A 23,581-nucleotide genomic window follows, 5' to 3' on the forward strand; every position below is an offset into this window, starting at 1 on the left:
CAAGTCAACCGAACGAGTTCCTCCCTTGGCTAAACGTCCGAACGCCCAGATCAACCTGCCCTCCCGCGAAGAGGTCGTGTCCTTCATCACCCAGGCCCAGGGCAAGGTGGGAAAGCGCGAGATCGCCCATCGCTTCAATATCAAGGGCAGTGACCGCATCTGGCTCAAGCAGATCCTCAAGGACTTGGAGATCGAGGGCGTTGTCGATCGTCGCGGCAAGACCATGCACAAGGCAGGCCAGCTGCCCTCGGTCGTGATGGCAGACATCACCAGGCGGGATCGGGACGGCGAGTTGATTGCGGTGCCGACCGAGTGGGACGAGGAGGAGCACGGCACGATCCCGACGATCATCATCGTGTCGCCGCGCAAGCCGCGCCCCGGCATGCCGGTCGCCGGCCTCGGAGACCGGGCGCTCCTGCGGGTCGATCCGCTTAAAGCCGGCGACATCCACCGCTATTCCGGCCGCGTCACCAAGATCATCGCCAAGAAGCAGGCCCAGGTGCTCGGCATCTTCCGCAGCCTGCCCGAAGGTGGCGGCAGGCTGATCCCAGTCGACAAGAAGGCGCGCGGTGAGGAACTGCAGATCAGGCCCGGCGACGAGGCCGAGGCCCAGGATGGCGACCTGATCGCCGTCTCCATCGTCAAGCACGGCCGCTTCGGACTGCCGACCGCGAAGGTGAAGGAGCGCCTCGGCTCCGTGAAGTCCGAGAAGGCCGTGAGCCTCATTGCGATCTTCGCGCACAACATTCCCAACGAATTTCCGAAAGCGGTGCTGGACGAAGCCGCGGCTGCGAAGCCTGCCACCTTGGACGGCCGCGAGGATTGGCGCGCCCTGCCCCTCGTGACCATCGATCCGCCGGACGCCAAGGATCACGACGACGCCGTCCATGCGGTGCCAGACGATGACCCGAACAACCAAGGCGGCTTCATCGTCACCGTGGCGATTGCCGACGTGTCGGCCTATGTGCGCCCCGGCTCCGCCATGGACGGGCAAGCGCAGGAGCGCGGCAACTCGGTCTACTTCCCTGACCGGGTCGTGCCCATGCTGCCGGAGCGGATCTCCAACGATCTCTGCTCCCTGAGGCCTCGCGAGGATCGCCCTGCCCTTGCGGTCCGCATGGTAATCGCCCCCGACGGGCGAAAGATCCGCCACAGCTTCCACCGGGTGATGATGCGCTCGGCCGAGAAGCTCTCCTACCAGCAGGCTCAAGCCGCCATCGATGGCCGCCCGGACGAGTTCACGACGCCGATCCTCGACACGATCCTCAAGCCCCTGTGGGCCGCCTATGGGCTGGTGAAGAAGGCGCGCGACATTCGCGAGCCGCTCTTCCTCGACCTGCCTGAGCGCAAGATCGTGCTCAAACCCGACGGCACCGTGGACCGGGTCTTCGTGCCCGAGCGGTTGGAGGCGCACAAGCTCATCGAGGAGTTCATGATCCTCGCCAACGTGGCGGCGGCGGAAGCCCTGGAGCAGGCGCAGTCTGACCTGATCTACCGGGTTCACGACGAGCCCTCGCTGGAGAAGATGCGCTCTTTGAGCGAGGTGCTCGCCTCCATCGGCCTCAAGATCCCAGGACAGGGGCCGATCAGGCCCGAGCTGTTCAACCGCATCCTGCGCAGCGTCGACGGCTCCGAGCACCAGCTTTTCATCAATGAAGTGGTGCTGCGCTCCCAATCCCAGGCTGAGTATTCGGCAGAAAATTACGGCCATTTCGGCCTGAACCTGAAGCGGTACGCCCATTTCACCTCCCCCATCCGGCGCTATGCGGACCTCATCGTCCACCGGGCGCTCATCGCGGCCCTTAAGTTCGGTAAGGATGGCCTGCCCGGGAGCACCACGCGGGCGGAGCTGATCGAGATCAGCGCCAAGATCTCGGCGGCTGAGCGGCGGGCTATGGCGGCGGAGCGTGAGACAATCGACCGCCTGATCGCGCACTTCCTCGCCGACCGGATCGGGGCCACATTCGACGGGCAGATCTCGGGCGTGTCGAAGGCCGGCCTCTTCATCAAGCTGCATGAGACCGGCGCGGACGGCTTCGTTCCGGCGGCCACCATCGGCAACGACTATTATCGCTACGACGAGACCACCCACTCGATGCGCGGCGAGGATACTGGCGAGACCTATCGGCTTGGCGACAAGGTGGAGGTGAAGCTGGTGGAGGCGGCGCCCGTGGCGGGCGCGCTTCGTTTCGAGCTCCTCACCAAGGGCCGGGTCACGAGCAAGACCGGTGGCGGCGGCCGAAAGGGCGGCAAGCGGCCGGCTCGCCGGGCCAAGGCGGCTGAAGCCTCGGCCCGCTTCCCGACCCGGGTGAAGGTCAAGCGGCGCGGACGCGCCTGACAAGAAGGACGAGGCATGTCTTTGACGATCAAGACCGCAGCGGCGGCGGATGCGGGCGAGGTGAAGGCCGTTCCCGCCATGCGGCGTGGATTCCTGGGTCATTGCCCAGCCTGCAACAAAGGCCGGCTGTTCGGACGCTTTCTCAAGGTCGTCGATCAGTGCGAAGCCTGCGGGACGGAGCTTCACCACCACCGGGCCGATGACCTGCCACCCTATCTGGTGATCTTCATCGTCGGCCATCTCATCGGCTACGGCATCCTCATGACGGAGACCAAGCTCGAGGTGCCCATGTGGGTGCATCTGGCCACCTGGCCTGCGCTCACGCTGATCCTGTGCCTCGCGCTGCTTCAGCCGGTGAAAGGCGCTGTCGTGGGGCTGCAATACGCGCTAGGTATGCATGGCTTCGGGGCAGCCCGCGCCAAGAAGAACGACGAGGACAATTGAACGTGACGGATATCGAAACCCTGGCGAAGATGGATCGCCTCGTTTCCGCTGAGACCAACCCCAAGGCTCCCGTCCTCCGCCCCGTCGACGCCGCGACCCTCATCATCATCGACCGCAAGGCGAAGACCCCGAAGGTCCTCATGGGCAAGCGCCATGCGGGGCTGAAATTCATGCCGGGCAAGTTCGTGTTTCCCGGTGGGCGCATCGAGGCCGGCGACCGTTCCATGACGGTGACGGGCGCCCTCCACCCCCGTGCCGAGCAGGCCCTCATGGCCCGGGTCACCCGGCCCTCGGCCCAGCGTTGCCGGGCTCTCGCCCTCGCGGCTGTGCGGGAAACCTTCGAGGAGACCGGCCTGATGCTCGGCACCAAAGAATACGGCAGCCCGGAGCGCGCGCCAGCCGGCACTGTCTGGACGACGTTTCAGGAGCGGGGTGTCCATCCGGATCTCGAGGCCCTTCAGTTCATCGGCAGAGCCATTACGCCGCCAAAGCGGGTCAGGCGGTTCGACACCCGTTTCTTCTCCGTCGACCGCACCGCCATCGCTGACGAGGTCGAAGGCGTTATCGGGCCTGAAGCCGAGCTTGTGGAACTGGCCTGGGTGACCATCGATCAGGCCAAAGCCTTGGACCTGCCGCCCATCACCACGGTGATCCTCGGAGAGCTGGAAGCCCGCATCGCCGCCGGATTCGCTCCCCAGCTCCCAGTTCCTTTCTTCCACCAGCAGCGCGGACGGTTTGTCAGGGAACTGCTGTAGCCTGGATTGTCAGCCCGGACGAAGCGTAGCGAAGATCCGGGATTGCTAGCAGGGGAAAGGCGCCACTCTCGTCCAGCGATCTCGGGTTCTGCTTGGCAGCTCCGGGATGACGTTGAGGGTGATAATCCGTCCCCTTCCTGCCCCTCGACCCTTGACTGGGCCCCGATATTCAGGCATGGGAACCGCACGATTTTCCGGCCGGGTTCGCCCGGCCTTTGCGTTTCGGCGATGCCTTGAGCCTCCCGAACTGCCGAATAGCACAAGAGGTCCTGAACCATGGCCAAAGCCGCAACGATCAAAGTGAAGCTCGTCTCCACCGCCGACACGGGCTATTTCTACGTGACGAAGAAGAACTCGCGCACGATGACCGAGAAGATGAGCTTCAAGAAGTACGACCCCGTCGCGAAGAAGCACGTCGAGTTCAAGGAAGCCAAGATCAAGTAATCGGCTTTACATCGAACCGCTCAATTAAAAACCGCCCGACAAGGGCGGTTTTTATGTTTCCGAGGGATGAAAGGGCAGCCCAGATAGGTTGCCCTCTGTGCCGCTCAGCGGCTCGAACGGGTGTCTTCCCAGCGACGAACACGGTCCATCTCGCGGATCTGGCGGCGGCTTATCGAACCCGTGCTAACCACATCCCGGCGATAGGCCCGGACGACACGGGGACGGTCGCGATCACGATAGACCACCCGGGTGCGGTAACGCGGCTCGCGATAAACCACACGTGTCGCCATGCGCGGCTGACGGTAGACAACGCGGGTCTGGTAGACCGGGGCAGGCTGGTAGACGACTCGGGTTACGGGCGCAGAGTAATAACCGTAAGCCGGATAGTTATAGGCCGGATAGGCCGCCGGATAACCGTAGCCGTAGTTGTAGGAGGTACGATAGCCGTAACCCGGACCGCCGTATGGATAGGAGCCGTAGCCGTAGCCGTAACCGGGATAGGCATAGGACGGCGTAGCCGCAGCGGTGAGCAGACCGCCGAGAACTGCCCCGCCGATCAGGCCGGCCGCAACCGCGCCGCCGTTGTTCCAACCGCCACGGTGGTAGCGTCGGTACTGGGCGTCGGCTGTTCCGACGCTTCCGACAGTGATGATGGCAACACTGGCCAGTAATGCGAACTTCTTCATGTTCGACCTCGTGAGAAGCGGCAAATACCCTTCAATGGAAAACCAATTCATAACTTGAGGTTTGGTTCGCAGCTTGGCTGCCAAACCCTTATCTTTATTTGCGAAATCACGCTTTTCTGAAGATTCGTTCAGAATTGCTGGACGCTTGAAGTAACAGAGACCCTGCAACAAGGCTCCGCGCCTTCAGGAGGCCGAACAGCTCAATGCGCATAGACCTGCGAGCGCGGGAATATAGTATTCCCGGCCACTACCTGGGCAATCACGCCGGCGATCTTGTCGCCGCCCTTCGCGGAGGGTTCGATGGGATTGGCATAATCGTCAGGCTCGTCGCAGATGAGGCGCAGGTCGATCAGGGGGAGCCTGCGGGTGAAAGCCTCACGGGTGATGACGTCGTTGAAGATGGACAAAGCCGTCACCACGAGGCGCTGCTCCTGGGGGTCGGGAAAGCGGGCGTCGTAGATCGTGCAGATTGCGGTCGGCAGCCGCTGGTCGAGAATGCTGTCCAGCATGGCGCGATAGTTGCGGGAAAACTCGTCCTGTACAGCGGCAAACTTTCCAATCACCTCGGCAACGGAACGTGCGCTCTCGCGCAGGATCCCGCTGCTGCGCCGCGCATCGTTGCCCCCGACGCTCACAATGAGATGGCTTGCGTCTGAGGGCACCCGGGACATCTGGCTTAGGACCCCTGTCGTGACGGCGCCGTCGACCGCGCAGAGCGTTGCCTTCCACCCTGCGGGCAACTTTGCCCGGATCTGCTTGATCACATCCGGCTCGCCGCGCCGCACATAGGCGCCGTTGTCGAAGATGCTGTCGCCGAGCAGAACAACGTGGGTCATCAGCCTCTCTCGAGGAGCCGGTTCAGGGTTGGAACGAGGTGGGTCGTCAGATACGGTTTGGCGACGAATTCGCCGCCCGGCGGTACGGGACCCGAGGTGGCGTCGGAATGGCCGGACATCATCACCACCGCGAGGTCCGGCCAGCGCCTGCGCGCCAAGCCGGCGAGTTCGTGTCCGTCGATCCTGCCCGGCAGGTGAGCGTCGGTCACGAGGCCATCAACCGCAGGCGAGACTTCGAGATGCTTCAGGGCTTCGTCCGAATCCGCTGCCTCCAGAACGTCAAAAGAGGCGTCCCGCAGGTGGCTGGCAATGGCCTGCCGGATGGTCGGCTCCTCGTCCACCAGAACGATCACCGGAAGTTGGTTTTGCGAAGGCACGCGCCCGTTTCCCATCTCAAGAAGAAAGCGTGCTGCGACAACTGAGGGAAAGCTGTCCTTGTTCCGCAGCGCAGTCCCTGCCCGTCAGACCGGAACGGGGTGTCGCAGGCGGACGTTGATCCTAGGCCCGATGACGGGCCGAGGAGAGATCAGATGATCGAGACACTCAAGGTATCCTTGCTGACCATGATGCTGACGGTCTGGAGTGCCATCGCCATGGCCCAGACATCGCCGGGCGGCATACCCGGAACACCAGGCGGCGGAACGACCTCCCCGTCGGGTACGACGACGGGTACCACTCCGGGCACGGCTGCAGGGGAAGGCATGGACTGGGTCTGGATCATCGTCGCAGTGGTCGTGGTTGCGGCCCTGCTCTACTACTTCCTCGGGCGTGGCCGCAGCACACGAGTTTGACGGCGCGCCTTACTAGCAGTCAGGCTGGCGGCGTCCCGCTGCCGGCCTGGAAGAACGGCCTGAAGTTCTCCAGCCAGGATGCCAGCCACATTTCGAGGGCTTGTCTGGCGGCCTGTTCCGTAGGCCCATAACCCCAAACGTCCTCCTGCAGAGGCGTCGACCAGATCCAGAACCGGTTGCTGCCGTCATAGGCCACGCTGCCCACCTCGACGGATCCCACGAAACCGACATGGCGGTTGAGCGGCACGCCAGCCACCTGGTCCTGACGCCATTCGATCCTGCTCATCCGCCGCCGAATCCTCTCCATGACGTCCGGCGAACTAGAGCGGACAGGTACCGACACAAGGCCAGGTCCTCACGGAACAGGCACGCACTCCTGACGTTGGCGAACAGACATTGAGGGAGAGATCCGGTGGAAGGCGGGGCGATTTGGCTGACGATGATCGGCACGATCATCGTGCTGTCCGGCCTCATTGTCCGGCTTGCCACCCTGCTCCGTCGCCGATCCCTCAAACGATAGCACCCGAAAGGACGCAAACTTGAAGCTCGAACTCATCCACAAATGGGCCTGCCCCTACTCGGCCCGCGTCCGCGACTTTATCGAAGAGCGCGGATTGAAGGACCAGATTGCGTTCACAGAAGTGACGGAGACGGAAGACGCGAAGAACAGGCTCGCGCAGCTGACCGGAAAGACTCAGGTGCCCTGCCTCGTCGTCGATGGGGAGCCGATCCTGGAAAGCCGGGACATCATTCAGTGGCTCGATCAGAACATCGGCGGCGCACAAAACGCTGCCAAGGCGTGAGAGCATGATGCGTTTCCTTCCTACCCGCGTGCATGGCGTGATCGACTACCTGTGGGGCATCGCGCTCATGGCGAGCCCCTGGCTCTTCGGCTTTGCGGATGTGCCGGCCGCCACATGGGTGGCCATCGTGTTCGGCGCGGGAGCAATCCTGTATTCCGCTCTGACCGCGTACGAACTTGGCGTCCTGAAGATCCTGCCGATGCCCTTGCATCTCATCCTCGACGGGCTCGGCGGCGCGGTGCTGGCCGCCTCTCCGTTCCTGTTCGGCTTCGCCGACCAGGTGCTATGGCCGCATGTTCTTTTCGGCTCGTTCTCCGTCGTCGCGTGCCTTGTCACACATCTCGAACCCATGTTGACGACAGGCCACCGCGAACCGGCCTGAATACCCAGGAAACGCCGTTGACGGGCATTCCGGGCAGGAGCAGCATCATGGCGCCACAAGGGAGGCCGCCATGTTCGAGAGCATCGTCCAGGCAAGTGAGGCTCACCGTCAAAGCGCCCATGAGGTGGTGAGATCCCTCAGGATGGCCCTGAAGGGCTGCCCGGAATGCCGAACCACGCAGATGATCGCGTCACCGAGCCTCGGCATCTGCGACGATTGCGGGGTGGATCTGGTGGCCCTGCCCCGCTGACAGACCCGCTCGACCAGACATCATTCCCGTAGCCGGTTCTTCCAACCGCCATCTATGCTCGGTATTCGGAGAATCGGATGGCATTGTCTGGGTGGATCAAGCGGGCAGGCGAACGCATCGGTGCGTGGAGCGCGGAGATCAAACTGGCTCTGCGGGTTACCATCGCGGGTGTCCTTGCCTATGCGATCACCCGTTTCTTTTCTATGCCGCAGGGCTATTGGGCCGTCATCACGGCCGTCGTCGTCATGCAGGCGAGCGTTGGCGGCTCTCTCAAGGCCGCTATCGAGCGGTTCAGCGGCACGCTTGCGGGAGCCATCTATGGCGGCGTTATCGCCGCTGTCATCCCGCATGGCTCGGCCCTGACCCTTGGGATCGGCATCGTTGTGGCCGTGTTCCCGCTGGCGCTGCTTGCGGCCGTCAAGCCGGCCTTTCGTGTGGCGCCGATTACCTCGCTCATCATGCTCCTGCCGCCGACGGGACAGGTGATCGGCCCCCTCGCCTCCGCCATCGACCGGGTGCTGGAGATCACGCTCGGCAACGTCGTGGGGGTGCTTGTCTCCTTGTTCGTGCTTCCAGCCCGGGCCCACACCCTGATGACCGAGGCGGCCGCCAAGGTTGTGTCGCTCAACGCGAATCTCGTAACTGTTTTCATCGACGAATTGACCGCCGGCCCGACAGATCGCCCAGCGCTGCAGAAAATCCATCCCCAGATCCGCTCCGCCCTTAAGAAGGCGGAAGCGGCCGCCGAGGAAGCGACGCGGGAACGCCGGACCCACCTCACCGAGGCACCCGATCCCGAGCCGCTCATTCGCACCCTCTACCGGGTGCGTCATGATCTCGTGATGATCGGCCGCGCCGCCTCTAGCCCTCTGCCCGATCCGGTCCTGGACCGGCTCAAGCCTTCGCTCATGGCGCTGCATCAGGCCACGCGCACGCTGCTCCTGAACTTGTCCGATTCTCTCCGGCAACACACGAAACCGCCGGACGCAGAAGCTTTCCGCGCAGCCCTGGAGGCCTTCACCGGGGAGGCGGACGCGCTCCGGGCTGATGCACTCGTCCGCGAGTTGTCTGCAAAGGCGTTCGGACAAGTCTTCGCCCTGGGCTTTGCCTTCGAGCAGTTTCAGAAGAACTTGAGCGACCTTCTGGCCCGCACCGACGAACTGGCGTCCCGGCGCACCACGACGGCGCCGTGGGCTTGATCTGCCTGTTGCTCGAAGAAGGCTGCAGAGCGCACTGGAGCCTCCTTCGAAACGGTCCGTGACGTGACGTCCTCAGGATGAGAACTGAGGGGTGGTCTTACCTCTCGTAGAGCGGCACCAGCTCCATTTCCGGCACCAGCACGAGCCCCTTGTCGGTGATGCGGATCTCAGGGATCACCGAGAGCGGGATCAGGTTGAAGCCCATATAGGCGATCTTGCAGCCGGCCTTCTCCCAAGCAGCTTTCAGCGCCCGCGTTTCCTCGGCCACCTCGGTTACGCGTTTGTCGGAGAGAAGGCCTGCGATGGGCAGCGGCACCATGGCGACGACCTGGCCCTGATCGACCACGCAGACGCCGCCCTGACCCTCGATCAGGGTCTCAAGCGCCACACGCATATCGGCCTCATTGGTGCCGGCCACGATAACGTTGTGCGAGTCGTGTCCGACGCTGCTCGCAACTGCACCGCTCTTCAGGCCGAAATCCTTCAGCAGCCCATGCGCCACGCCCATGCCGCCCGTGCGGCCATGGCGCTCTATCACGGTCACGAAGGTGAGGTCGTTCTTCGTCAGCAGAGCGTCCCAGCTCTCTTCCTTCTGCAACTGCACCTTGTCGTGGAAGAGAACGATGCCCGGCAGCGCCACGCGGATCACGTTGGCCGTGCAGGCCTCTGTCGGCAGGTCGGGGATCAGCTTCGGCACGCTGGGAATGTGGACCGTGCGATAGGCCTCCTGCGGATAGCGGTAGCGGTTGGAGAGCGCCTGATCGAGCACGGGCGTAATCTTTTTCCCCTCGACCACGAGTTCGCCGCCATACCAGGTGTTCTGCACGTCGAGATCATCGTTGAGCAGCACGAGATCGGCCCGGCGTCCGCCGCCGAGGCCGCCGATCTCGCCGTCCATGCCGAAGCGCGTGGCGGGATGGAGCGAGCCCATGCTCCAGGCCTGCTCGCGGTTCATGCCGGCGCGGCGCGCCTCGCGCGTCACCCAGTCCATGCCGAACAGCATGAGGTCGTCCGCGTCGCGGTCATCGGTGCAGACGCAGATACGCTTATGTGAAGAGCCGAGCTCCGTGATCGTCTTGATCGCCTCCGGCAGCGAATGCCATGGCGTCGTCGGCGGGCCGCCGCGCAGGAAGATCCATACACCGGCATCGAGCAGATCGTCCGCGATGTCTTGATCGATGGCCTCATGCGTGTCGGTTACGCCGCTTGCCGCATAAGCCGCCACGAACTCGCGCCCATAGATGTGGCCTGAGACCGGCTTGCCACGCACCAGCGCTGCCGCGAGGATCGCGTGGCTGCGTTCGTCGCCCATGGTGACGGGCACGAAGTCCATCTTCTCGCCGAGGGCTGCGGCTTCCGGCCAGCGGTCGAAGAGTGCGGCGATCTTTTCGGGCGTCAGGTCGCCGCCTGCCGTCTCGAGATCCGGCCTGGTGGCGGGAACCGTGCTGGGAACGGTAAGAAAAATGGACAGGGGTGCGTGACGGGCGTCCTCCAGCATCATCTCGATGCCGGCCGAATCCATCACGTTGCCGATCTCATGACTGTCGCAGAAGATCGTGGTGGTGCCGTTGAGCAAAGCCGCCTCCGCATAGGCGCAGGCTGTGACCATGCTGCTCTCGATATGGATGTGCGGATCGACGAGCCCCGGCGCGATGATGCCGCCCCTGGCGTCATAGACGCGGCTCGGCGTGCCCCCGACCTGCCGGTAGGAGCCAGCCGGCTTCACAGCGGCGATCCGTCCGCCGGCGATCCAAACCTCGCGCTCAGGCGTGATGCGCTCGCTGTAGGTGGACAGGACCCGGGCGCCGGTGATCACGAGATCGGCAGGTGCACGGCCGGATGCGACATCGGCCAGGCGCCGGGTCATGGTGGACAGGGGGGCGACGGAAAAGCGGGTCAATGCCGTCTTGGGCGGCAAGGAAGGTGTGCGGTGGTCCATGATCCCTCATCCCATTGGAAAGCGTTGGCTTAAGCTAGCAGGGTGGGATCGAGACCGCATCCCGCATCGCATGAGACGCAGGTTTACCTAAGGGCATATTTCCTTAAGGCTAAGCTTGGCGTAAACAGGAAAGTAGCTGATTCGCTTGAAGAAACAGGAGGTTCGCCCGAGAACCCGCCTAAGAAGGCAACTGGCCAAAACAAAAGGCGCCTTGCGGCGCCTTCTTGGAAAGAGTTGGTGGCCAGCCGGGAGCAGCGTTGAGGAGGCAACATCCGCTCCCAGGCTGGCCGAGCCCACGAAGTCCCAGGAGATGCGGCGGACCTGAGCATCCGTAGGGCATTTCTTCCGCTCAAGGCGGAAACTATGGTCGAACGTATAGGAAACATGAGGCGTTGCAAGCGCCCATGTGGCCAAAAAGCGGCATTTTTCCAAAAATTTTAAAGCAAAGGTATCTCAAGGAGATGAATCCGCTTGCTCAGGCATCGGATTCACCCCGGCTAAGGATTTCCCCAAGTCATGCCGACTTGCTGTCTGCCTCAAGGTAAGTCTTCACGGTCGCTATAAACTTGGCCACCGAGATCGGCTTGGACATATAGGCTTCGCAGCCGCCTTCCCGAATCCTCTCCTCGTCGCCCTTCATGGCGAAGGCCGTGATGGCGATGACGGGAATCGACTTGAGCTCTTCATCGGCCTTGAGCCAGCGGGTCACCTCCAAGCCTGAGACCTCGGGCAGCTGGATGTCCATGAGGATCAGGTCCGGCTTGTGAGCCCGCGCCAGTTCCATGGCCTCGATGCCATGGCTGGTCTTGAGGGTCGCATAGCCATGAGCCTCGAGGAGATCGTTGAAGAGCTTCATGTTGAGTTCGTTATCCTCAACAATGAGCACGGTCTTCTTCATTGGCGCTATCCCGGGGCCCAAAACGCACTTCACCGGCCCGAATTTTCGTCTGATGGTATAGTTAGGTCCAAACCTATTGATGAAATGCAAACTGACAGCATGAACACACCCTTAAAAAGAGTTACCCGCGAGGAGGCCGAAAATGTCGCAGTGGGGGCCTTTGCCTTCATCACGAGCGACGAGGAGCGCCTCGGGCGGTTCCTGGCCGTTTCCGGCCTGGGGCCGGATAATATCCGGTCAGCAGCCTCTTCCCCCGGATTCTTTGCCGGGATCCTGGATTATGTGGTTTCCGACGAGCCGCTGCTGATCGCGCTTGCCAAGGAGCTGGACACCAAGCCCGAGCACGTCATGAGTGCCCGCTGGACCCTGTCTCCCTCCGAGTTCGAATAGCCTTACGATCCATGAGCGACGCTCCCTTCTGCCGTGACTGCATGACCCTATCCGCCAGCTCCCTGGCGGCACGGTGCACGGCCTGCGGGTCCCCTCGCCTGCTGCGGCACAAGGAGCGCGACAGCCTGTCCATCGCGCATGTAGATTGCGATGCCTTCTTCGCCGCCGTGGAGAAACGGGACGATCCGAGCCTTGCCGACAAGCCGGTGATCATCGGCGGCGGCAAGCGCGGGGTCGTGTCGACCGCCTGCTACATGGCGCGCGTCTATGGGGTGCGTTCCGCCATGCCCATGTTCCAGGCTCTGAAGCTCTGTCCGCATGCGACCGTGATCAAGCCCAATGGCGAGAAGTACAGCAAGGCGGGCCGCGAGGTGCGCCAGCTCATGCTGGAGCTGACCCCGCTGGTGGAGCCGGTCTCCATCGACGAGGCTTTCCTGGACCTCACCGGAACGGAGCGTCTGCACCACGGCAGCCCAGCCCTGACGCTGGCGCGCTTCGCCCGCAAGGTGGAGAACGAGATCGGGATCTCCATCTCGGTCGGGCTCTCCTACAACAAGTTCCTGGCCAAGATCGCCTCCGACCTCCAGAAGCCGCGCGGCTTCTCGATCATCGGCCGGGAGGAAGCCGCCGATTTCCTGGCCGACAAGCCGGTGGGCATCATTCCCGGCATCGGGGGCTCGGCCCAGGCCCGGCTCGCGAAGGTGGGCGTGACGCAGATCGCGCATTTGCGGGACGTGGAGCTGAGGACCCTGTTCGAGGCGCTCGGCCGCGACTCGCAGCGCTTGTCCCGGCTAGCCTGGGGCGAGGATCACAGGAAGGTAACGCCGGAGCGGGAGACCAAGAGCATCTCGGCGGAGACCACGTTCGAGACGGACCTGCGGTCCTTCGACGAACTGGAGCCGATCCTCTGGCGCCTCTCCGAGAAGGTTTCACGCCGCCTCAAGAAGGCGGGCTTGGCCGGGCGCAGCGTGACCCTGAAGCTGAAAGACAAAGACTTCCGGCTGCTCACCCGCACCCGCTCGGGTCTCGCACCGACGCAGCTCGCCGCCCGCCTGTTCGATTCCGCCCGGCAGCTCCTCAAAGCCTCCTGCGACGGCACCGCCTTCCGCCTTATCGGCATCGGCGCCGCCGATCTCTGCGATGCGGCGGATGCCGACAAGGGCGACCTCGCGGACCAATCCGTGGTCCGGCAGGCCCATATGGAAGCCGCCATCGACAAGATCCGGGACAAGTTTGGCGCTGGCGCCCTGCAGAAGGGAATTGTCCTGCGAAAGCCTTAACGCTGGCAGGGACCAGGCTTCTGGACGTCGAGGCTCTTCAGCTCACCCTTGAGGGCGAAGTCGCCGTAGTCGAGCCTGAGGTCACGGCTGATGCCGTTCTCGAAGAGCTCGAAGGAAATCCGGTAAACCGGGGTCCGGTCGCCCTTGCCGTCCTCGAAATAGCTGATGGTGATCGGCCAACGGGACAAGGAGGCGAGATCGTCCTTCCGGACAGCCTCCTCCAGGGACGCCAGGGCAGTGCCGGGCTCAATCTTGCGGCCGATCAGCCCGAGGGTGTCGTAAATTTTATCGCCCTTGTTGGAGCCGTCATAGACCCTGACCGACAGGGTCGTCTCGCCCCGCCGCCCGGCTTCGATGAGGCGCTTGAGGTGCTCGGTCGGAAACACCGTCTCGCCGGTCGAGCCGAACGCGGTCTTCTTCGGCTGCTTGAGATCCACATTGAGCATGCCGTCCGGGGTGATCCTGGCATCGCCGTCGACCTCGCTGTCCTTGATCAAACCCTGCCGGAGCGAGGTGGACTTGAAATGCATGGAGCGACCGTCGCCCGTCTCATAGGTGGCGGTCTGGACGTCCATGGTATTGGCGCCAGACTCTCCGCTGTTGAGGATCGTCACCTGACGGTACTTGAGGGTGTATCCGTCGCAGGCGTCGCCACCGAACTCCATGGCGATGCGCCCCCTCGCATTCTCGACCCCGTTGGAGCCAGCCGCCCGCAGGAGCGAGAGATCATAGACGGCCCGATGGGGCGCGAGGTGAACCGGGGTCTTCGCCGTCTCCGCGGCAGCGGGCATCAGCGAGGCGATGGACAGGCCTGCGGCCACAACGAACAAACGCATATCTTCTCCCGACGCAACGGCAGCCAAGATAGGCCGCTCCTGCCCACAGGGCAATGTTCCCGCTTGCGTCCTTCCGGCTCATCCGCCACTACTCCGTCCGGATGATGTCACACATCGAGGCTTGAAATGAGCGCAGTCGACAAGAAACTTCAGGAACTTGGAATCACCCTGCCGACCCCGGCGGCACCGGTGGCGAATTACGTGCCGTTCGTCCGCACCGGCAACCTCGTCATCATCTCCGGCCAGCTCTGCCTCGGGCTCGACGGCAAGATGGCCGATGCCCACAAGGGCAAGGTCGGCGCCGAGGTCGCGTCTGAGGTCGCCAAGGAAGCCGCGCGGCTCTGCGCCATCAATCTTCTCGCCCAGCTGAAGGCCGCTGTCGGCGATCTCGACAAGGTCACCCGCTGCGTGCGCCTCGGCGGCTTCATCAATGCGGTGCCGACCTTTGCCGCTCTCGCTCCCGTCATGAACGGCGCTTCCGACCTGATGGTCGAAGTGCTGGGCGATGCCGGCCGGCATGCGCGCTCGACCGTGGGCGTTGCCGAACTGCCGCTCGATGCCTGCGTCGAGGTCGAAGGTATGTTCGAAGTCCAATGAGCACTCCCGGCTGGCTCGTCGCGAAGCCCATCGCCCATCGCGGCCTTCACAACAAAGTCGAAGGCGTCATCGAGAACACGGTCTCGGCCGCGGAAGCCGCCATCGCGCGCGGCTTTCCCGTCGAGCTCGACGTTCAGCTGACCGCCGACAACGAGGCCATTGTCTTCCACGATTTCGAGCTCGACCGTCTGACCGGTGAGGCCGGACTCGTGGCTGAGCGAAAGCTCTCCGACCTCACCCGGATCGACATTGCCGGCGCCAAGGGCGGAGACAAGATTCCCTCGTTCAAGGATTATCTCGCGACCATCGCCGGGCGCACGCCGCTCGTCGTCGAGATCAAGAGCCAATTCAACGAGGACATGCGGTTGACGAAGCGGGTCATCGAGATCCTCAAGGATTACGACGGCCCGTTCGTCATCAAATCCTTCGATCCAGACATCGTCGCACATCTGCGCGAGCATGCGCCGAACATCACGCGCGGGTTCATCGGCGAGCTGGAATATGCGTCCAAGGCCGACAGCTTCCTGACGCCCGAGAAGAAGCACCGGATGGCCAACCTGCTCCATTTCGGGGAGACGCAGCCGCACTTCCTCTCCTGGCGCGTGAAGGACATCCCCTGCGCCTCGACCCATCTCAGCAGGATCATGGGCAACCTGCCCGTCATGACTTGGACGGTTCGCAATCCCGAGGATCGCGCCCGCGCCGAGAAGCACGCGGACCAGATGGTGTTCGAAGGCTTTCTGCCCTGACGGTTGCAAGGATCTCGCCGAGTGATTAGCTCTTAATCCCTAACGGCGGGGTCCTTCCACCCAGTGAGCTTCCAAGTCAAAATCGCCCAAGGCCTGAAGGCGGTTCCTGCCGCGGATTGGGACGCCTGTGCCTTAGGGATGGGGTCCGGCGACGACGATCGGTTCAACCCTTTCGTCTCCCACGCCTTCCTGTCCGCGCTTGAGGATTCCGGCTGCGTCGGGGCCAAGACCGGTTGGACGCCCGTGCATGTTGTCGTGGAGGATGAATCCGAAAAACTGCTCGGCGCCGCGCCCTGCTACCTCAAGTCCCATTCCATGGGCGAGTACGTGTTCGACCATTCATGGGCTGACGCCTATGCGCGGGCCGGTGGACGATACTACCCCAAACTCCAGATGGCGGTGCCGTTCACACCCGCCACCGGCCCTCGCCTCCTCGTGCCAAGCGGGCCGCAGGCGGCGGAGATCCGCTCCTATCTCATAGCCGGTTTGCGAGCGCTCAGGGATCAGACCGGCGCCTCGTCCATCCATGCGACGTTCCTGCAGCAGGACGATCTCGAAGCCCTCACGTCTGAAAACTTCCTGCGGCGGGACGACCAGCAGTTTCACTGGTTCAACGAAGGCTACGGCACCTTCGATGACTTCCTGGCGGCACTTGCCTCGCGCAAGCGCAAGGCAATCCGCCGCGAGCGGCGCGACGCGCTTTCCAACGGCATCACAGTCGAATGGGTGACCGGCAAGGACATCACGGAGGCGCATTGGGACGCCTTCTTCGCCTTCTACATGGATACGGGCTCCCGCAAATGGGGCCAGCCCTACCTCAATCGCCTCTTCTTCTCGCTCATCGGCGAGCGCATGGCAGACCGGGTGCTGCTCGTCATGGCGAAGCGCGACGGGCGCTACATCGCCGGCGCCATAAACTTCATCGGCGACAAGCGCCTCTACGGACGCAACTGGGGCTGCATCGAGGATCATCCGTTCCTGCATTTCGAGGTCTGCTACTATCAGGCCATCGAGTTTGCCATCGCGCGAGGGCTCGACCGGGTCGAGGCGGGAGCTCAGGGTGAGCACAAGCTGGCCCGCGGCTACAGGCCCGTGCTGACCTCGTCGGCCCACGACATCGCCGACCCGGGACTGCGCCGCGCCATCGAGGCCTATCTCGATCAGGAGCGCCTTTACGTATCCGAAGCCGCCGGGGAGTTGGAGGACGCTACCCCGTTCAAGCATCGGGAAGAGGATTAGGCGCTGGCCGCAGGTGCACGTTGCCGCGCGAAGACGACGAAGCCTTCAAGGAATCTCCGAAGCTGATCCTCGATCTTCTGATCAGTCAGGCTACCGTCCTGATTGAAGACTGTCCCGGCCCGCGACACCATCAGGCGACCGTCAGACCAGAAATCGGCTTTCAAGGTGCGCAGGACCGGGAGCCATGCATTCTGGGAAAGAATGGTGCCGAAACCACCGGGAGAGGCGCCGATCACGGCCACAGGCTTGTTTCCAAAAACGCGCTTGATGTCCGCATCCGGGCGGGAAAGCCAGTCGATGGCGTTCTTGAACACGCCCGGAATCGAATTGTTGTACTCAGGCGTCACCAGGAGCAGTCCATCCGCAGCCGCGATGGCGTCCTTCAGTGCCGTCACCCTCTCCGGAATTCCCTCGGATGCTTCCAGATCCGCATCGTAAAGCGGAATGCCCCGGATGGTCTCGACGATGAGTTCCGAACCTTCCGGCATCATGCCGGCCGCACCGCGAAGAAGGGCCGTATTGTACGAGGCTTCCCGCAGGCTGCCTGACAAGCCAATCAGTTTCGTCATTGTCACCTCGCCTCCTCGCTCTGACTGCTCATGAGAGGCCGAGTTTCAGGAGAAGCAAGTCAAAACTTCCGATGAAACGCTTTGAGGAACGGACGCTTCGCGTCAGCAGGCCTCAAACAGTGCTCTAGAAATTGCACGACATAGGTTCATATGTGGACTATGGACCTTAGGCCCTTCTGCGGAACCTTCCAATATTCATGCTCCTCCCGATCAGCTCCCCGCGCGAGAACGCTTGATGCACGACCGTTTCAAGCCCCGACCGGACTTTCTCGCCAATGGCGGAGTGATGGGCGAGCGCGTCCGCGATCACGACTGGTCGTCAACGCCGGTCGGCCCCATCGAGGCTTGGCCGAACTCTCTGCGAACAGCTGTGAGCATGATGCTCCACTCCAAGTTTCCCATCTACATGCTGTGGGGACAGGAACTGACGAGCTTCTACAATGATGCCTATGCACCAATGCTCGGTTCGAAGCCGGAAGCACTGGGTCAGTCGTTTCGCGATGTCTGGGCAGAGGCCTGGGGAACGGTCGGCCCGATTGCCGAGAGGGCGCTCCTCGGGCAGGCCAGCTACTTCGAGGATCTGCCGATTACTCTGGAACGCAACGGCTACCCCGAACAAACCTGGTGGACTTTTTCGTACAGTCCGATCCACGACGAGTCAGGAGCGATCGGCGGGATCGTCTGCATCGTACACGAAACGACGGGAAAGGTTCAGGGCGAGCAGAGGCTCGAATTCCTCGTTCGGCTGAGCGACCGCTTGCGCGGCCTCTCTGAGCCGGTCAGCGTGATTAAGGCAGCACAGGAGATGCTCGGCGAGCATCTCAAAACGAGCAGAGTGGGATATGGCGAGGTCGAGGAGACGGCCCGCTACTTCACCACCGAGAGCAACTGGACCGACGGCACCCTCGCTCACCAGACCGGGACGCACGATCTCGCGGCCTTCGGACCTGAGATTCTCCAGGCCCTCAGACGCGCCGAACCCCTTGTCGTCCATGACGTTTCAACGGATCCACGCACCAATTCGCCTGCCCACCTGGCTGCCTTTGCGCTTCTGGAAACGGCGTCGGTCATTACGGTGAGCCTGATCAAGCGCGGGCGCATGATGGCAGCCCTTTACGTTCACAACCGGACTCCCCGCCTCTGGAGCGATAGTGAGGTGAAACTCGTCAAGGATGTGGCGGAACGGACCTGGGATGCCGTGGAACGGGCCCGCACAGAGGCTGCCCTGCGTAAGAGCGAGGAGCGGCTGCAACTCGCCATTGAGGCCTCCGGCGTCGTTGGCACCTGGGATTGGGATATCGCGTCCAACCGCATTTATGCGGATGAGCGCTTCGCGGCATTGTTTAGCGTCGATCCCAACGCCATCGCGTCAGGTGTGCCACTGAGCGACTTCACCAGCGGGATTCACCCGGACGACCGGGCACACGTCGAAGAGCAGATTCAAGAGGCGCTCGAAACAGGCGCGTATTATGCCGCCGAGTACCGCACCATCGGCTTGGATGGACAGGTCCAATGGGTGTCCGCTCAGGGGCGCTGCTACTACGTGGCAGGGCAACCGGTCCGCTTTCCTGGGATCGTCGTCGACATTACCCATCGAAAGCGGGCGGAGGAACATCAGCAGGTTCTTATTCACGAGCTGAACCACCGGGTGAAGAACACCCTGGCGACCGTGCAGTCCATCGCCTCCCAAACTCTCCGCAATGCCGGCACCATGGGGGAAGCTCGCTCGGCCATGGAGGCGCGTCTGCTCGCCCTCTCCCGTGCCCACGACGTGCTCACGCGGGAGAACTGGGATGGCGCAGGCCTCCTCGAGATCGTCAGGGAAGCCATGGCTCCCTACCGGCACGAGCGCGAGACGCGCATCCATATGGAAGGGCCGGACGTTCGCCTCTCGCCCCGCATGGCGCTGGCCATCGCCATGGCCCTCCAGGAACTTGCCACGAATGCGGTGAAGTACGGCGCCTTGTCCAATGAAGGCGGCGAAGTCCGGATTGCCTGGTCGGTGAACAACGGCCCGGAAAAGCGTCTGCATCTGGTCTGGTCCGAGAGCAACGGTCCGGCCGTCGAGATCCCGCAACGCAGAGGCTTCGGCACTCGCCTCATCGAGCGCAGCCTTGCTCAGGACCTTCATGGGCGGGCGACGATCGATTTCGCGCGGACCGGAATCGTCTGCACCGTCGACGCGCCGATCGCCTAGCCCCAAAAGAAAAGCCGTGCCGGACGATAACCCGGCACGGCTTCATGATATTGGCTTGAAGCTCGACCCTTACAGGCTGGCCAGGATGGCTTCGATGCCTTCCATGATCGCCGCCGGCGACGTACCGAGAGCGCTCAGGCCCACTTCCAGAAACCAGTAACAGCCAAGAACGATAACCGGCACGAGGATCCACCCGAGGATCTCCTCGAACCAGACACGCCGGCGACGGCGCTGATAGCGCTTCTCGCGCCAAGAGGCTTTCGAGACCGCCGCCGGAGCGTCTAGGGTGCGGGAAGCCTGCAGCGGCCCCTCGTGAATTTCACTCGTCATGCTCTAACCAATGGAACCTTCGGAACGGTGCGGACACCTCCGCCTCCATTACCATCTGATCCTTTCGGCTTCACGGACTTTTTCGCCTTCGACGATGCGGACTTCGCCTTGGGCTTCTTCTTGGCGTTCGTCACGACCTTCTCGGGCTTCGGCTTCACCGGGCCTTCCACATATTCGAAGCCCAGGCTCTGCAGCCCTATCTCGTCGGTCTTGACCACGACCTTGACCGCGCCGCCGTCCTTGAGGCGGCCGAAGAGAACCTCATCCGCCAAGGGCGTCTTGATGGTGGTCTGGATCAGACGGCCCATGGGACGGGCGCCCATGGCCTCGTCGTAGCCATGCTCAACCAGCCAGTCACGCGCCTCGTCCGTAAGCTCGATCGACACGTTGCGGTCGGCGAGCTGGGCGTCCAACTGCATGACGAACTTGTCGACGACCTTCTGGACCACTTCCTTCGGCAGGTGCCCGAAGGAGATGATGGCATCGAGGCGGTTGCGGAACTCTGGCGTGAACAGCTTGTTCACGGCCTCGGTGTCGTCGCCTTCCCGCTTGGTGCGGGTGAAGCCGTAGGCCGGGCGAGCCATGTCGGCCGCGCCCGCATTCGTGGTCATGATGATGATCACGTTGCGGAAATCGACCTGCTTGCCATTGTGGTCCGTCAGCTTCCCGTGGTCCATGACCTGGAGCAGGATGTTGAACAGATCCGGATGCGCCTTCTCGATCTCGTCGAGCAGGAGCACGCAATGCGGATGCTGGTCGATGCCGTCTGTCAGGAGACCGCCCTGGTCGAAGCCCACATAGCCGGGAGGCGCGCCGATCAGGCGGCTGACCGTATGCCGTTCCATGTACTCCGACATGTCGAAGCGCAGGAGCTCGACGCCAAGCGACGTGGCGAGCTGCTTGGCGACCTCGGTCTTGCCGACGCCCGTGGGACCGGCAAACAGGTAGGACCCGATGGGCTTTTCCGCGTCGCGCAGGCCGGCACGGGCCAGCTTGATCGCCGAGGAAAGCGCCTCGATGGCCTTGTCCTGCCCGTAGACGACCCGCTTGAGGGTCTCCTTCAGGTGCGCAAGCACCTCCGCGTCGTCCTTCGACACGGTCTTGGGCGGGATCCGGGCCATGGTGGCGATGGTGGCCTCGATTTCCTTGATGCCGATGGTCTTCTTGCGACGACCCTCGGGGAGAAGCATCTGCGACGCGCCGGTCTCGTCGATCACGTCGATCGCCTTGTCCGGCAGCTTCCGGTCGTTGATGTACCGGGCCGACAGTTCTACCGCGGCCTTCACGGCTTCGTTGGTGTACTTGAGCTTGTGGAAGTCCTCGAAATAGGGCTTCAGGCCCTTCACGATCTCGATGGTATCCGGCACGGACGGCTCGTTCACATCGATCTTCTGGAAGCGCCGCACGAGGGCCCGGTCCTTCTCGAAATACTGGCGGTATTCCTTGTAGGTGGTCGAGCCGATGCAGCGAAGGCTGCCTTGGGCGAGAGCCGGCTTGAGGAGATTGGAGGCATCCATGGCGCCGCCCGAGGTGGCGCCGGCGCCGATCACCGTATGGATCTCATCGATGAACATGATGGCGTTCGGATGCGCCTCGATCTCCTTCATCACCTGCTTCAGACGCTCTTCGAAGTCGCCGCGATAGCGGGTGCCGGCGAGCAACGTGCCCATGTCGAGGGAGAAGACGGTCGCTCCTTTTAGAACCTCCGGCACCTGACCCTGGACGATCTTGCGGGCGAGACCTTCCGCGATGGCGGTCTTGCCGACGCCGGGATCGCCGACGAGGAGCGGATTGTTCTTCTGGCGGCGGCACAGGACCTGGATGGTGCGCTGCACTTCGGACTCACGGCCGATGAGCGGGTCGATCCGGCCTTCCTTCGCCTTCTTGTTCAGGTTGACGCAGTAAGCCTCGAGCGCGTCACCCTTTTTCTTGGCTCGCGCATCGCCCTCGTCCTGGGTCGGGCGCTCGTTCGGCGCCTCCTCCTCGGACCCACGCGGAGAGCGGCTCTCGGTGAGGCCCGGACGCTTGGCGATGCCGTGGCTGATGTAGTTGACCGCGTCGTAGCGGGTCATGTCCTGCTCCTGCAGGAAATAGGCCGCATGGCTCTCCCGCTCGGCGAAGATGGCGACCAGCACGTTGGCGCCCGTCACTTCATCCCGTCCGGAGGACTGGACATGGATCACCGCCCGCTGGATCACGCGCTGGAACCCGGCCGTCGGCTTGGAATCCTGGCGTCCGTCCGCGACGAGATTGGCGAGTTCGCTGTCGACATAATCCACGAGGTTGCGGCGGAGAACGTCAATATCGACATTGCAGGCCCGCATGACGGCGGCCGCATCCTGGTCGTCGATCAGAGCCAGGAGAAGGTGTTCGAGGGTTGCGTATTCGTGACGGCGCTCGCCGGCAAGAGCGAGGGCTCGGTGAAGGGCTTGTTCAAGACTGCGAGAAAAGCTCGGCAACGGCTTGTCCTTTATGAGCGGGGCTCGGCTAATTCTTTTCCATTACACATTGCAGAGGATGCTGGTGCTTGCGGGCGAAATCCATCACCTGCGTCACCTTGGTCTCGGCAATTTCGTACGTAAAAACTCCACATTCCCCGACGCCGTTCTGGTGCACATGGAGCATGATCCGGGTCGCATCCTCCCGGTTCTTGTTGAAGAAACGCTCCAGCACATGCACCACGAACTCCATCGGGGTGTAATCATCGTTCAAGAGGAGAACGCGGTAAAGGTTAGGCCGTTTCGTGCGCGGCTTGGTTTTCGTGATGATGGCCGTGTTGGAGCGACCGCCATCATCGCCTCCAGGATCTCTCCCAGGAGGCTCAGGAGGCTCCGACCCGCCGGCAGCCGAAATCGGAGACTGCCCCGACAGAGTCATTGTACCGTAAGCTAACCGCAGCATCGTCGGACGATCGCCCCTTCTTCTCGTCTAGGCCCTGCCTATGGGCTGCATCCCGGTTCGAGCCACAGCCAAAGCCAAATCTATAGTCGCTCCATCCGGTTCGCCAGATCAACCAGATGGGTGGTCGCAGGATGGAAGAAAAGAGCGACATCTTGGTCACGCCTTCGCGACCACACCGAAATGAGAGCCAAGCCTCCGTTTCACCCGCCCAACGCAAAGCGCCCGGCACGAGGCCGGGCGCTTCATCCTAAAGGATAGGAAGCTCGCTTGCGTTAGGCAGCGGTCTTGGGCAGGAGGCCTTCGTAGGGCTTCAGCGTCTCGGTGGCGAGGTTAGAATAGAGCGAGCCCATCTTGGTCGACTGGCTGACCAGGTTGTCGTAGGCGCCCTTCACGTAGGCCGTCTGGATCTCGACTGCTTTGTCCAGGGTCTGGACGCCAAGCAGCTTCTCGACCGTCGAGGAGGTGTGCTCGAACGACTTGCGGGCGAACTCGGCCGCCTCGGTGGCGATCGCCTGGGAGGTGCTGGAGAAGGCACCGAGCGCCTTCATGGTGGCATCCAGGTTGTCCTGGCCGAGCTTCTGAATCTGGGTGAACGGCTGAAGCATTGTGAACCTCGACAATAAGTCGTTAACTGATGGTCGGCGCCGCTTGAGCAGCTGACGGAGCTTTATATGTGCAGTGCACAATTTTTGTCAAGTTCCATTGTGCATTGCACAATAAGCCGTGCA

27 protein-coding genes are annotated in these 23,581 nt (G+C 62.8%); 15 read left to right on the forward strand and 12 right to left on the reverse strand.

The window, feature by feature from the left end; translation table 11 throughout:
• Positions 1-25 precede the first annotated feature (25 nt).
• The 4 genes from rnr (at position 26) to rpmG (ending at position 3,981) form a co-directional block, all read left to right on the forward strand.
• Entirely contained in the window at positions 26-2,338 is a 2,313-nt protein-coding gene (gene rnr, locus JKL45_RS06395) for a ribonuclease R (protein WP_246498336.1), read from the forward strand.
• Between the two features lie 15 nt (positions 2,339-2,353).
• Positions 2,354-2,782, forward strand: coding sequence for a DUF983 domain-containing protein (locus tag JKL45_RS06400; protein WP_201860274.1), 429 nt, complete (start codon positions 2,354-2,356; stop codon positions 2,780-2,782).
• Positions 2,783-2,811: 29 nt separating this feature from the next.
• On the forward strand, positions 2,812-3,537 hold the full coding sequence (locus tag JKL45_RS06405) for an NUDIX hydrolase (RefSeq protein ID WP_210345699.1): 726 nt from the start codon (positions 2,812-2,814) through the stop codon (positions 3,535-3,537).
• Between the two features lie 276 nt (positions 3,538-3,813).
• The gene (gene rpmG / locus JKL45_RS06410) at positions 3,814-3,981 is read left to right on the forward strand and encodes a 50S ribosomal protein L33 (RefSeq protein WP_173950390.1); all 168 of its coding nucleotides are present in this window, start codon (positions 3,814-3,816) and stop codon (positions 3,979-3,981) included.
• Positions 3,982-4,085: 104 nt separating this feature from the next.
• Here rpmG and JKL45_RS06415 read toward each other — a convergent pair whose 3' ends face one another.
• The 3 genes from JKL45_RS06415 to JKL45_RS06425 form a co-directional block, all read right to left on the reverse strand.
• A complete protein-coding gene (locus JKL45_RS06415) occupies positions 4,086-4,667 on the reverse strand; it encodes a hypothetical protein (protein ID WP_201860276.1) in 582 nt (193 codons plus the stop codon).
• 200 nt (positions 4,668-4,867) lie between these two features.
• Positions 4,868-5,503, reverse strand: a complete 636-nt coding sequence (locus JKL45_RS06420) for an SGNH/GDSL hydrolase family protein (protein WP_201860277.1) — start codon at positions 5,501-5,503, stop codon at positions 4,868-4,870.
• Positions 5,503-5,880, reverse strand: a complete 378-nt coding sequence (locus JKL45_RS06425) for a response regulator (protein ID WP_201860278.1) — start codon at positions 5,878-5,880, stop codon at positions 5,503-5,505. The genes JKL45_RS06420 and JKL45_RS06425 overlap by 1 nt, the downstream gene beginning before the upstream one ends.
• Before the next feature lie 153 nt (positions 5,881-6,033).
• On the opposite strand from JKL45_RS06425, the gene JKL45_RS06430 reads away from it, so the two are divergent.
• Positions 6,034-6,294 (forward strand): hypothetical protein, encoded by a 261-nt coding sequence (locus tag JKL45_RS06430; protein ID WP_201860279.1) that lies wholly within the window; start codon positions 6,034-6,036, stop codon positions 6,292-6,294.
• Positions 6,295-6,313: 19 nt separating this feature from the next.
• Here the strand turns inward: JKL45_RS06430 and JKL45_RS06435 are convergent, their stop codons facing one another.
• Positions 6,314-6,580 carry a hypothetical protein gene (locus tag JKL45_RS06435; RefSeq protein WP_201860280.1) on the reverse strand — a complete coding sequence of 89 codons (267 nt, stop codon included), beginning with the start codon at positions 6,578-6,580 and terminating at the stop codon, positions 6,314-6,316.
• Positions 6,581-6,833: 253 nt separating this feature from the next.
• Between JKL45_RS06435 and JKL45_RS06440 the strand changes: the two genes are divergently transcribed.
• The 4 genes from JKL45_RS06440 (at position 6,834) to JKL45_RS06455 (ending at position 8,928) form a co-directional block, all read left to right on the forward strand.
• Positions 6,834-7,097, forward strand: a complete 264-nt coding sequence (locus JKL45_RS06440; protein ID WP_201860281.1) for a glutaredoxin family protein — start codon at positions 6,834-6,836, stop codon at positions 7,095-7,097.
• 4 nt (positions 7,098-7,101) lie between these two features.
• Entirely contained in the window at positions 7,102-7,479 is a 378-nt protein-coding gene (locus JKL45_RS06445; protein WP_246498338.1) for an SPW repeat domain-containing protein, read from the forward strand.
• A 70-nt stretch (positions 7,480-7,549) separates the two neighbouring features.
• Positions 7,550-7,729, forward strand: a complete 180-nt coding sequence (locus JKL45_RS06450) for a hypothetical protein (RefSeq protein WP_201860282.1) — start codon at positions 7,550-7,552, stop codon at positions 7,727-7,729.
• 77 nt (positions 7,730-7,806) lie between these two features.
• A complete protein-coding gene (locus JKL45_RS06455; protein ID WP_201860283.1) occupies positions 7,807-8,928 on the forward strand; it encodes an FUSC family protein in 1,122 nt (373 codons plus the stop codon).
• A gap of 97 nt (positions 8,929-9,025) precedes the next feature.
• Here JKL45_RS06455 and JKL45_RS06460 read toward each other — a convergent pair whose 3' ends face one another.
• Both JKL45_RS06460 and JKL45_RS06465 read right to left on the reverse strand, forming a co-directional pair.
• Positions 9,026-10,867 carry an adenine deaminase gene (locus JKL45_RS06460; protein ID WP_201860284.1) on the reverse strand — a complete coding sequence of 614 codons (1,842 nt, stop codon included), beginning with the start codon at positions 10,865-10,867 and terminating at the stop codon, positions 9,026-9,028.
• A gap of 514 nt (positions 10,868-11,381) precedes the next feature.
• A complete protein-coding gene (locus JKL45_RS06465) occupies positions 11,382-11,765 on the reverse strand; it encodes a response regulator (RefSeq protein ID WP_201860285.1) in 384 nt (127 codons plus the stop codon).
• A gap of 99 nt (positions 11,766-11,864) precedes the next feature.
• Here JKL45_RS06465 and JKL45_RS06470 point away from each other — a divergent pair, with 99 nt between their 5' ends.
• Positions 11,865-12,155 carry a DUF3572 domain-containing protein gene (locus JKL45_RS06470; protein ID WP_201860286.1) on the forward strand — a complete coding sequence of 97 codons (291 nt, stop codon included), beginning with the start codon at positions 11,865-11,867 and terminating at the stop codon, positions 12,153-12,155.
• Between the two features lie 11 nt (positions 12,156-12,166).
• Positions 12,167-13,435, forward strand: a complete 1,269-nt coding sequence (locus JKL45_RS06475) for a DNA polymerase IV (RefSeq protein WP_201860287.1) — start codon at positions 12,167-12,169, stop codon at positions 13,433-13,435.
• Here the strand turns inward: JKL45_RS06475 and JKL45_RS06480 are convergent.
• Positions 13,432-14,271, reverse strand: coding sequence for a cell envelope integrity EipB family protein (locus tag JKL45_RS06480; protein WP_201860288.1), 840 nt, complete (start codon positions 14,269-14,271; stop codon positions 13,432-13,434). The two genes, JKL45_RS06475 and JKL45_RS06480, sit on opposite strands and share 4 nt — an antisense overlap.
• A gap of 126 nt (positions 14,272-14,397) precedes the next feature.
• On the opposite strand from JKL45_RS06480, the gene JKL45_RS06485 reads away from it, so the two are divergent.
• The 3 genes from JKL45_RS06485 (at position 14,398) to JKL45_RS06495 (ending at position 16,856) form a co-directional block, all read left to right on the forward strand.
• Positions 14,398-14,868: a RidA family protein gene (locus tag JKL45_RS06485; protein WP_201860289.1), complete on the forward strand. Its 471-nt coding sequence runs from the start codon at positions 14,398-14,400 to the stop codon at positions 14,866-14,868.
• The gene (locus JKL45_RS06490; protein ID WP_201860290.1) at positions 14,865-15,617 is read left to right on the forward strand and encodes a glycerophosphodiester phosphodiesterase family protein; all 753 of its coding nucleotides are present in this window, start codon (positions 14,865-14,867) and stop codon (positions 15,615-15,617) included. Before JKL45_RS06485 ends, JKL45_RS06490 begins: the two co-directional genes overlap by 4 nt.
• A 63-nt stretch (positions 15,618-15,680) precedes the next feature.
• Positions 15,681-16,856: a GNAT family N-acetyltransferase gene (locus tag JKL45_RS06495; protein ID WP_201860291.1), complete on the forward strand. Its 1,176-nt coding sequence runs from the start codon at positions 15,681-15,683 to the stop codon at positions 16,854-16,856.
• Here the strand turns inward: JKL45_RS06495 and JKL45_RS06500 are convergent.
• A complete protein-coding gene (locus tag JKL45_RS06500; RefSeq protein ID WP_201860292.1) occupies positions 16,853-17,425 on the reverse strand; it encodes an NADPH-dependent FMN reductase in 573 nt (190 codons plus the stop codon). The two genes, JKL45_RS06495 and JKL45_RS06500, sit on opposite strands and share 4 nt — an antisense overlap.
• A 235-nt stretch (positions 17,426-17,660) precedes the next feature.
• Between JKL45_RS06500 and JKL45_RS06505 the strand changes: the two genes are divergently transcribed.
• A complete protein-coding gene (locus tag JKL45_RS06505) occupies positions 17,661-19,622 on the forward strand; it encodes an HWE histidine kinase domain-containing protein (protein WP_201860293.1) in 1,962 nt (653 codons plus the stop codon).
• Between the two features lie 69 nt (positions 19,623-19,691).
• On the opposite strand, the gene JKL45_RS06510 is transcribed toward JKL45_RS06505, so the two are convergent.
• From JKL45_RS06510 to JKL45_RS06525, 4 genes are all read right to left on the reverse strand, one after another.
• Positions 19,692-19,952 carry a hypothetical protein gene (locus JKL45_RS06510; protein WP_201860294.1) on the reverse strand — a complete coding sequence of 87 codons (261 nt, stop codon included), beginning with the start codon at positions 19,950-19,952 and terminating at the stop codon, positions 19,692-19,694.
• Positions 19,949-22,411 (reverse strand): ATP-dependent Clp protease ATP-binding subunit ClpA, encoded by a 2,463-nt coding sequence (clpA, locus tag JKL45_RS06515; RefSeq protein ID WP_201860295.1) that lies wholly within the window; start codon positions 22,409-22,411, stop codon positions 19,949-19,951. Before clpA ends, JKL45_RS06510 begins: the two co-directional genes overlap by 4 nt.
• A 28-nt stretch (positions 22,412-22,439) precedes the next feature.
• Positions 22,440-22,853, reverse strand: coding sequence for an ATP-dependent Clp protease adapter ClpS (gene clpS, locus JKL45_RS06520; protein ID WP_201860296.1), 414 nt, complete (start codon positions 22,851-22,853; stop codon positions 22,440-22,442).
• Between the two features lie 272 nt (positions 22,854-23,125).
• Complete coding sequence (locus JKL45_RS06525; RefSeq protein WP_201860297.1) at positions 23,126-23,458, reverse strand: phasin family protein; 333 nt, start codon at positions 23,456-23,458, stop codon at positions 23,126-23,128.
• Between the last annotated feature and the right edge of the window lie 123 nt (positions 23,459-23,581).

The sequence above is a fragment of the Microvirga soli genome, from assembly GCF_016734765.1.
GTDB classification, from domain to species: Bacteria; Pseudomonadota; Alphaproteobacteria; order Rhizobiales; family Beijerinckiaceae; genus Microvirga; species Microvirga soli.

What these genes read in the sequence shown, in the direction of transcription:
- JKL45_RS06400 (WP_201860274.1), top strand. Translation starts at nt 2,354, where the DNA reads ATGTCTTTGACGATCAAGACCGCAGCGGCGGCGGATGCGGGCGAGGTG.
- JKL45_RS06405 (WP_210345699.1), top strand. Translation starts at nt 2,812, where the DNA reads ATGGATCGCCTCGTTTCCGCTGAGACCAACCCCAAGGCTCCCGTCCTC.
- rpmG (WP_173950390.1), top strand. Translation starts at nt 3,814, where the DNA reads ATGGCCAAAGCCGCAACGATCAAAGTGAAGCTCGTCTCCACCGCCGAC.
- JKL45_RS06415 (WP_201860276.1), bottom strand. Translation starts at nt 4,667, where the DNA reads ATGAAGAAGTTCGCATTACTGGCCAGTGTTGCCATCATCACTGTCGGA.
- JKL45_RS06420 (WP_201860277.1), bottom strand. Translation starts at nt 5,503, where the DNA reads ATGACCCACGTTGTTCTGCTCGGCGACAGCATCTTCGACAACGGCGCC.
- JKL45_RS06430 (WP_201860279.1), top strand. Translation starts at nt 6,034, where the DNA reads ATGATCGAGACACTCAAGGTATCCTTGCTGACCATGATGCTGACGGTC.
- JKL45_RS06435 (WP_201860280.1), bottom strand. Translation starts at nt 6,580, where the DNA reads ATGAGCAGGATCGAATGGCGTCAGGACCAGGTGGCTGGCGTGCCGCTC.
- JKL45_RS06445 (WP_246498338.1), top strand. Translation starts at nt 7,102, where the DNA reads ATGATGCGTTTCCTTCCTACCCGCGTGCATGGCGTGATCGACTACCTG.
- JKL45_RS06450 (WP_201860282.1), top strand. Translation starts at nt 7,550, where the DNA reads ATGTTCGAGAGCATCGTCCAGGCAAGTGAGGCTCACCGTCAAAGCGCC.
- JKL45_RS06455 (WP_201860283.1), top strand. Translation starts at nt 7,807, where the DNA reads ATGGCATTGTCTGGGTGGATCAAGCGGGCAGGCGAACGCATCGGTGCG.
- JKL45_RS06460 (WP_201860284.1), bottom strand. Translation starts at nt 10,867, where the DNA reads ATGGACCACCGCACACCTTCCTTGCCGCCCAAGACGGCATTGACCCGC.
- JKL45_RS06465 (WP_201860285.1), bottom strand. Translation starts at nt 11,765, where the DNA reads ATGAAGAAGACCGTGCTCATTGTTGAGGATAACGAACTCAACATGAAG.
- JKL45_RS06470 (WP_201860286.1), top strand. Translation starts at nt 11,865, where the DNA reads ATGAACACACCCTTAAAAAGAGTTACCCGCGAGGAGGCCGAAAATGTC.
- JKL45_RS06475 (WP_201860287.1), top strand. Translation starts at nt 12,167, where the DNA reads ATGAGCGACGCTCCCTTCTGCCGTGACTGCATGACCCTATCCGCCAGC.
- JKL45_RS06480 (WP_201860288.1), bottom strand. Translation starts at nt 14,271, where the DNA reads ATGCGTTTGTTCGTTGTGGCCGCAGGCCTGTCCATCGCCTCGCTGATG.
- JKL45_RS06485 (WP_201860289.1), top strand. Translation starts at nt 14,398, where the DNA reads ATGAGCGCAGTCGACAAGAAACTTCAGGAACTTGGAATCACCCTGCCG.
- JKL45_RS06490 (WP_201860290.1), top strand. Translation starts at nt 14,865, where the DNA reads ATGAGCACTCCCGGCTGGCTCGTCGCGAAGCCCATCGCCCATCGCGGC.
- JKL45_RS06500 (WP_201860292.1), bottom strand. Translation starts at nt 17,425, where the DNA reads ATGACGAAACTGATTGGCTTGTCAGGCAGCCTGCGGGAAGCCTCGTAC.
- JKL45_RS06505 (WP_201860293.1), top strand. Translation starts at nt 17,661, where the DNA reads ATGCACGACCGTTTCAAGCCCCGACCGGACTTTCTCGCCAATGGCGGA.
- JKL45_RS06510 (WP_201860294.1), bottom strand. Translation starts at nt 19,952, where the DNA reads ATGACGAGTGAAATTCACGAGGGGCCGCTGCAGGCTTCCCGCACCCTA.
- clpS (WP_201860296.1), bottom strand. Translation starts at nt 22,853, where the DNA reads ATGCTGCGGTTAGCTTACGGTACAATGACTCTGTCGGGGCAGTCTCCG.
- JKL45_RS06525 (WP_201860297.1), bottom strand. Translation starts at nt 23,458, where the DNA reads ATGCTTCAGCCGTTCACCCAGATTCAGAAGCTCGGCCAGGACAACCTG.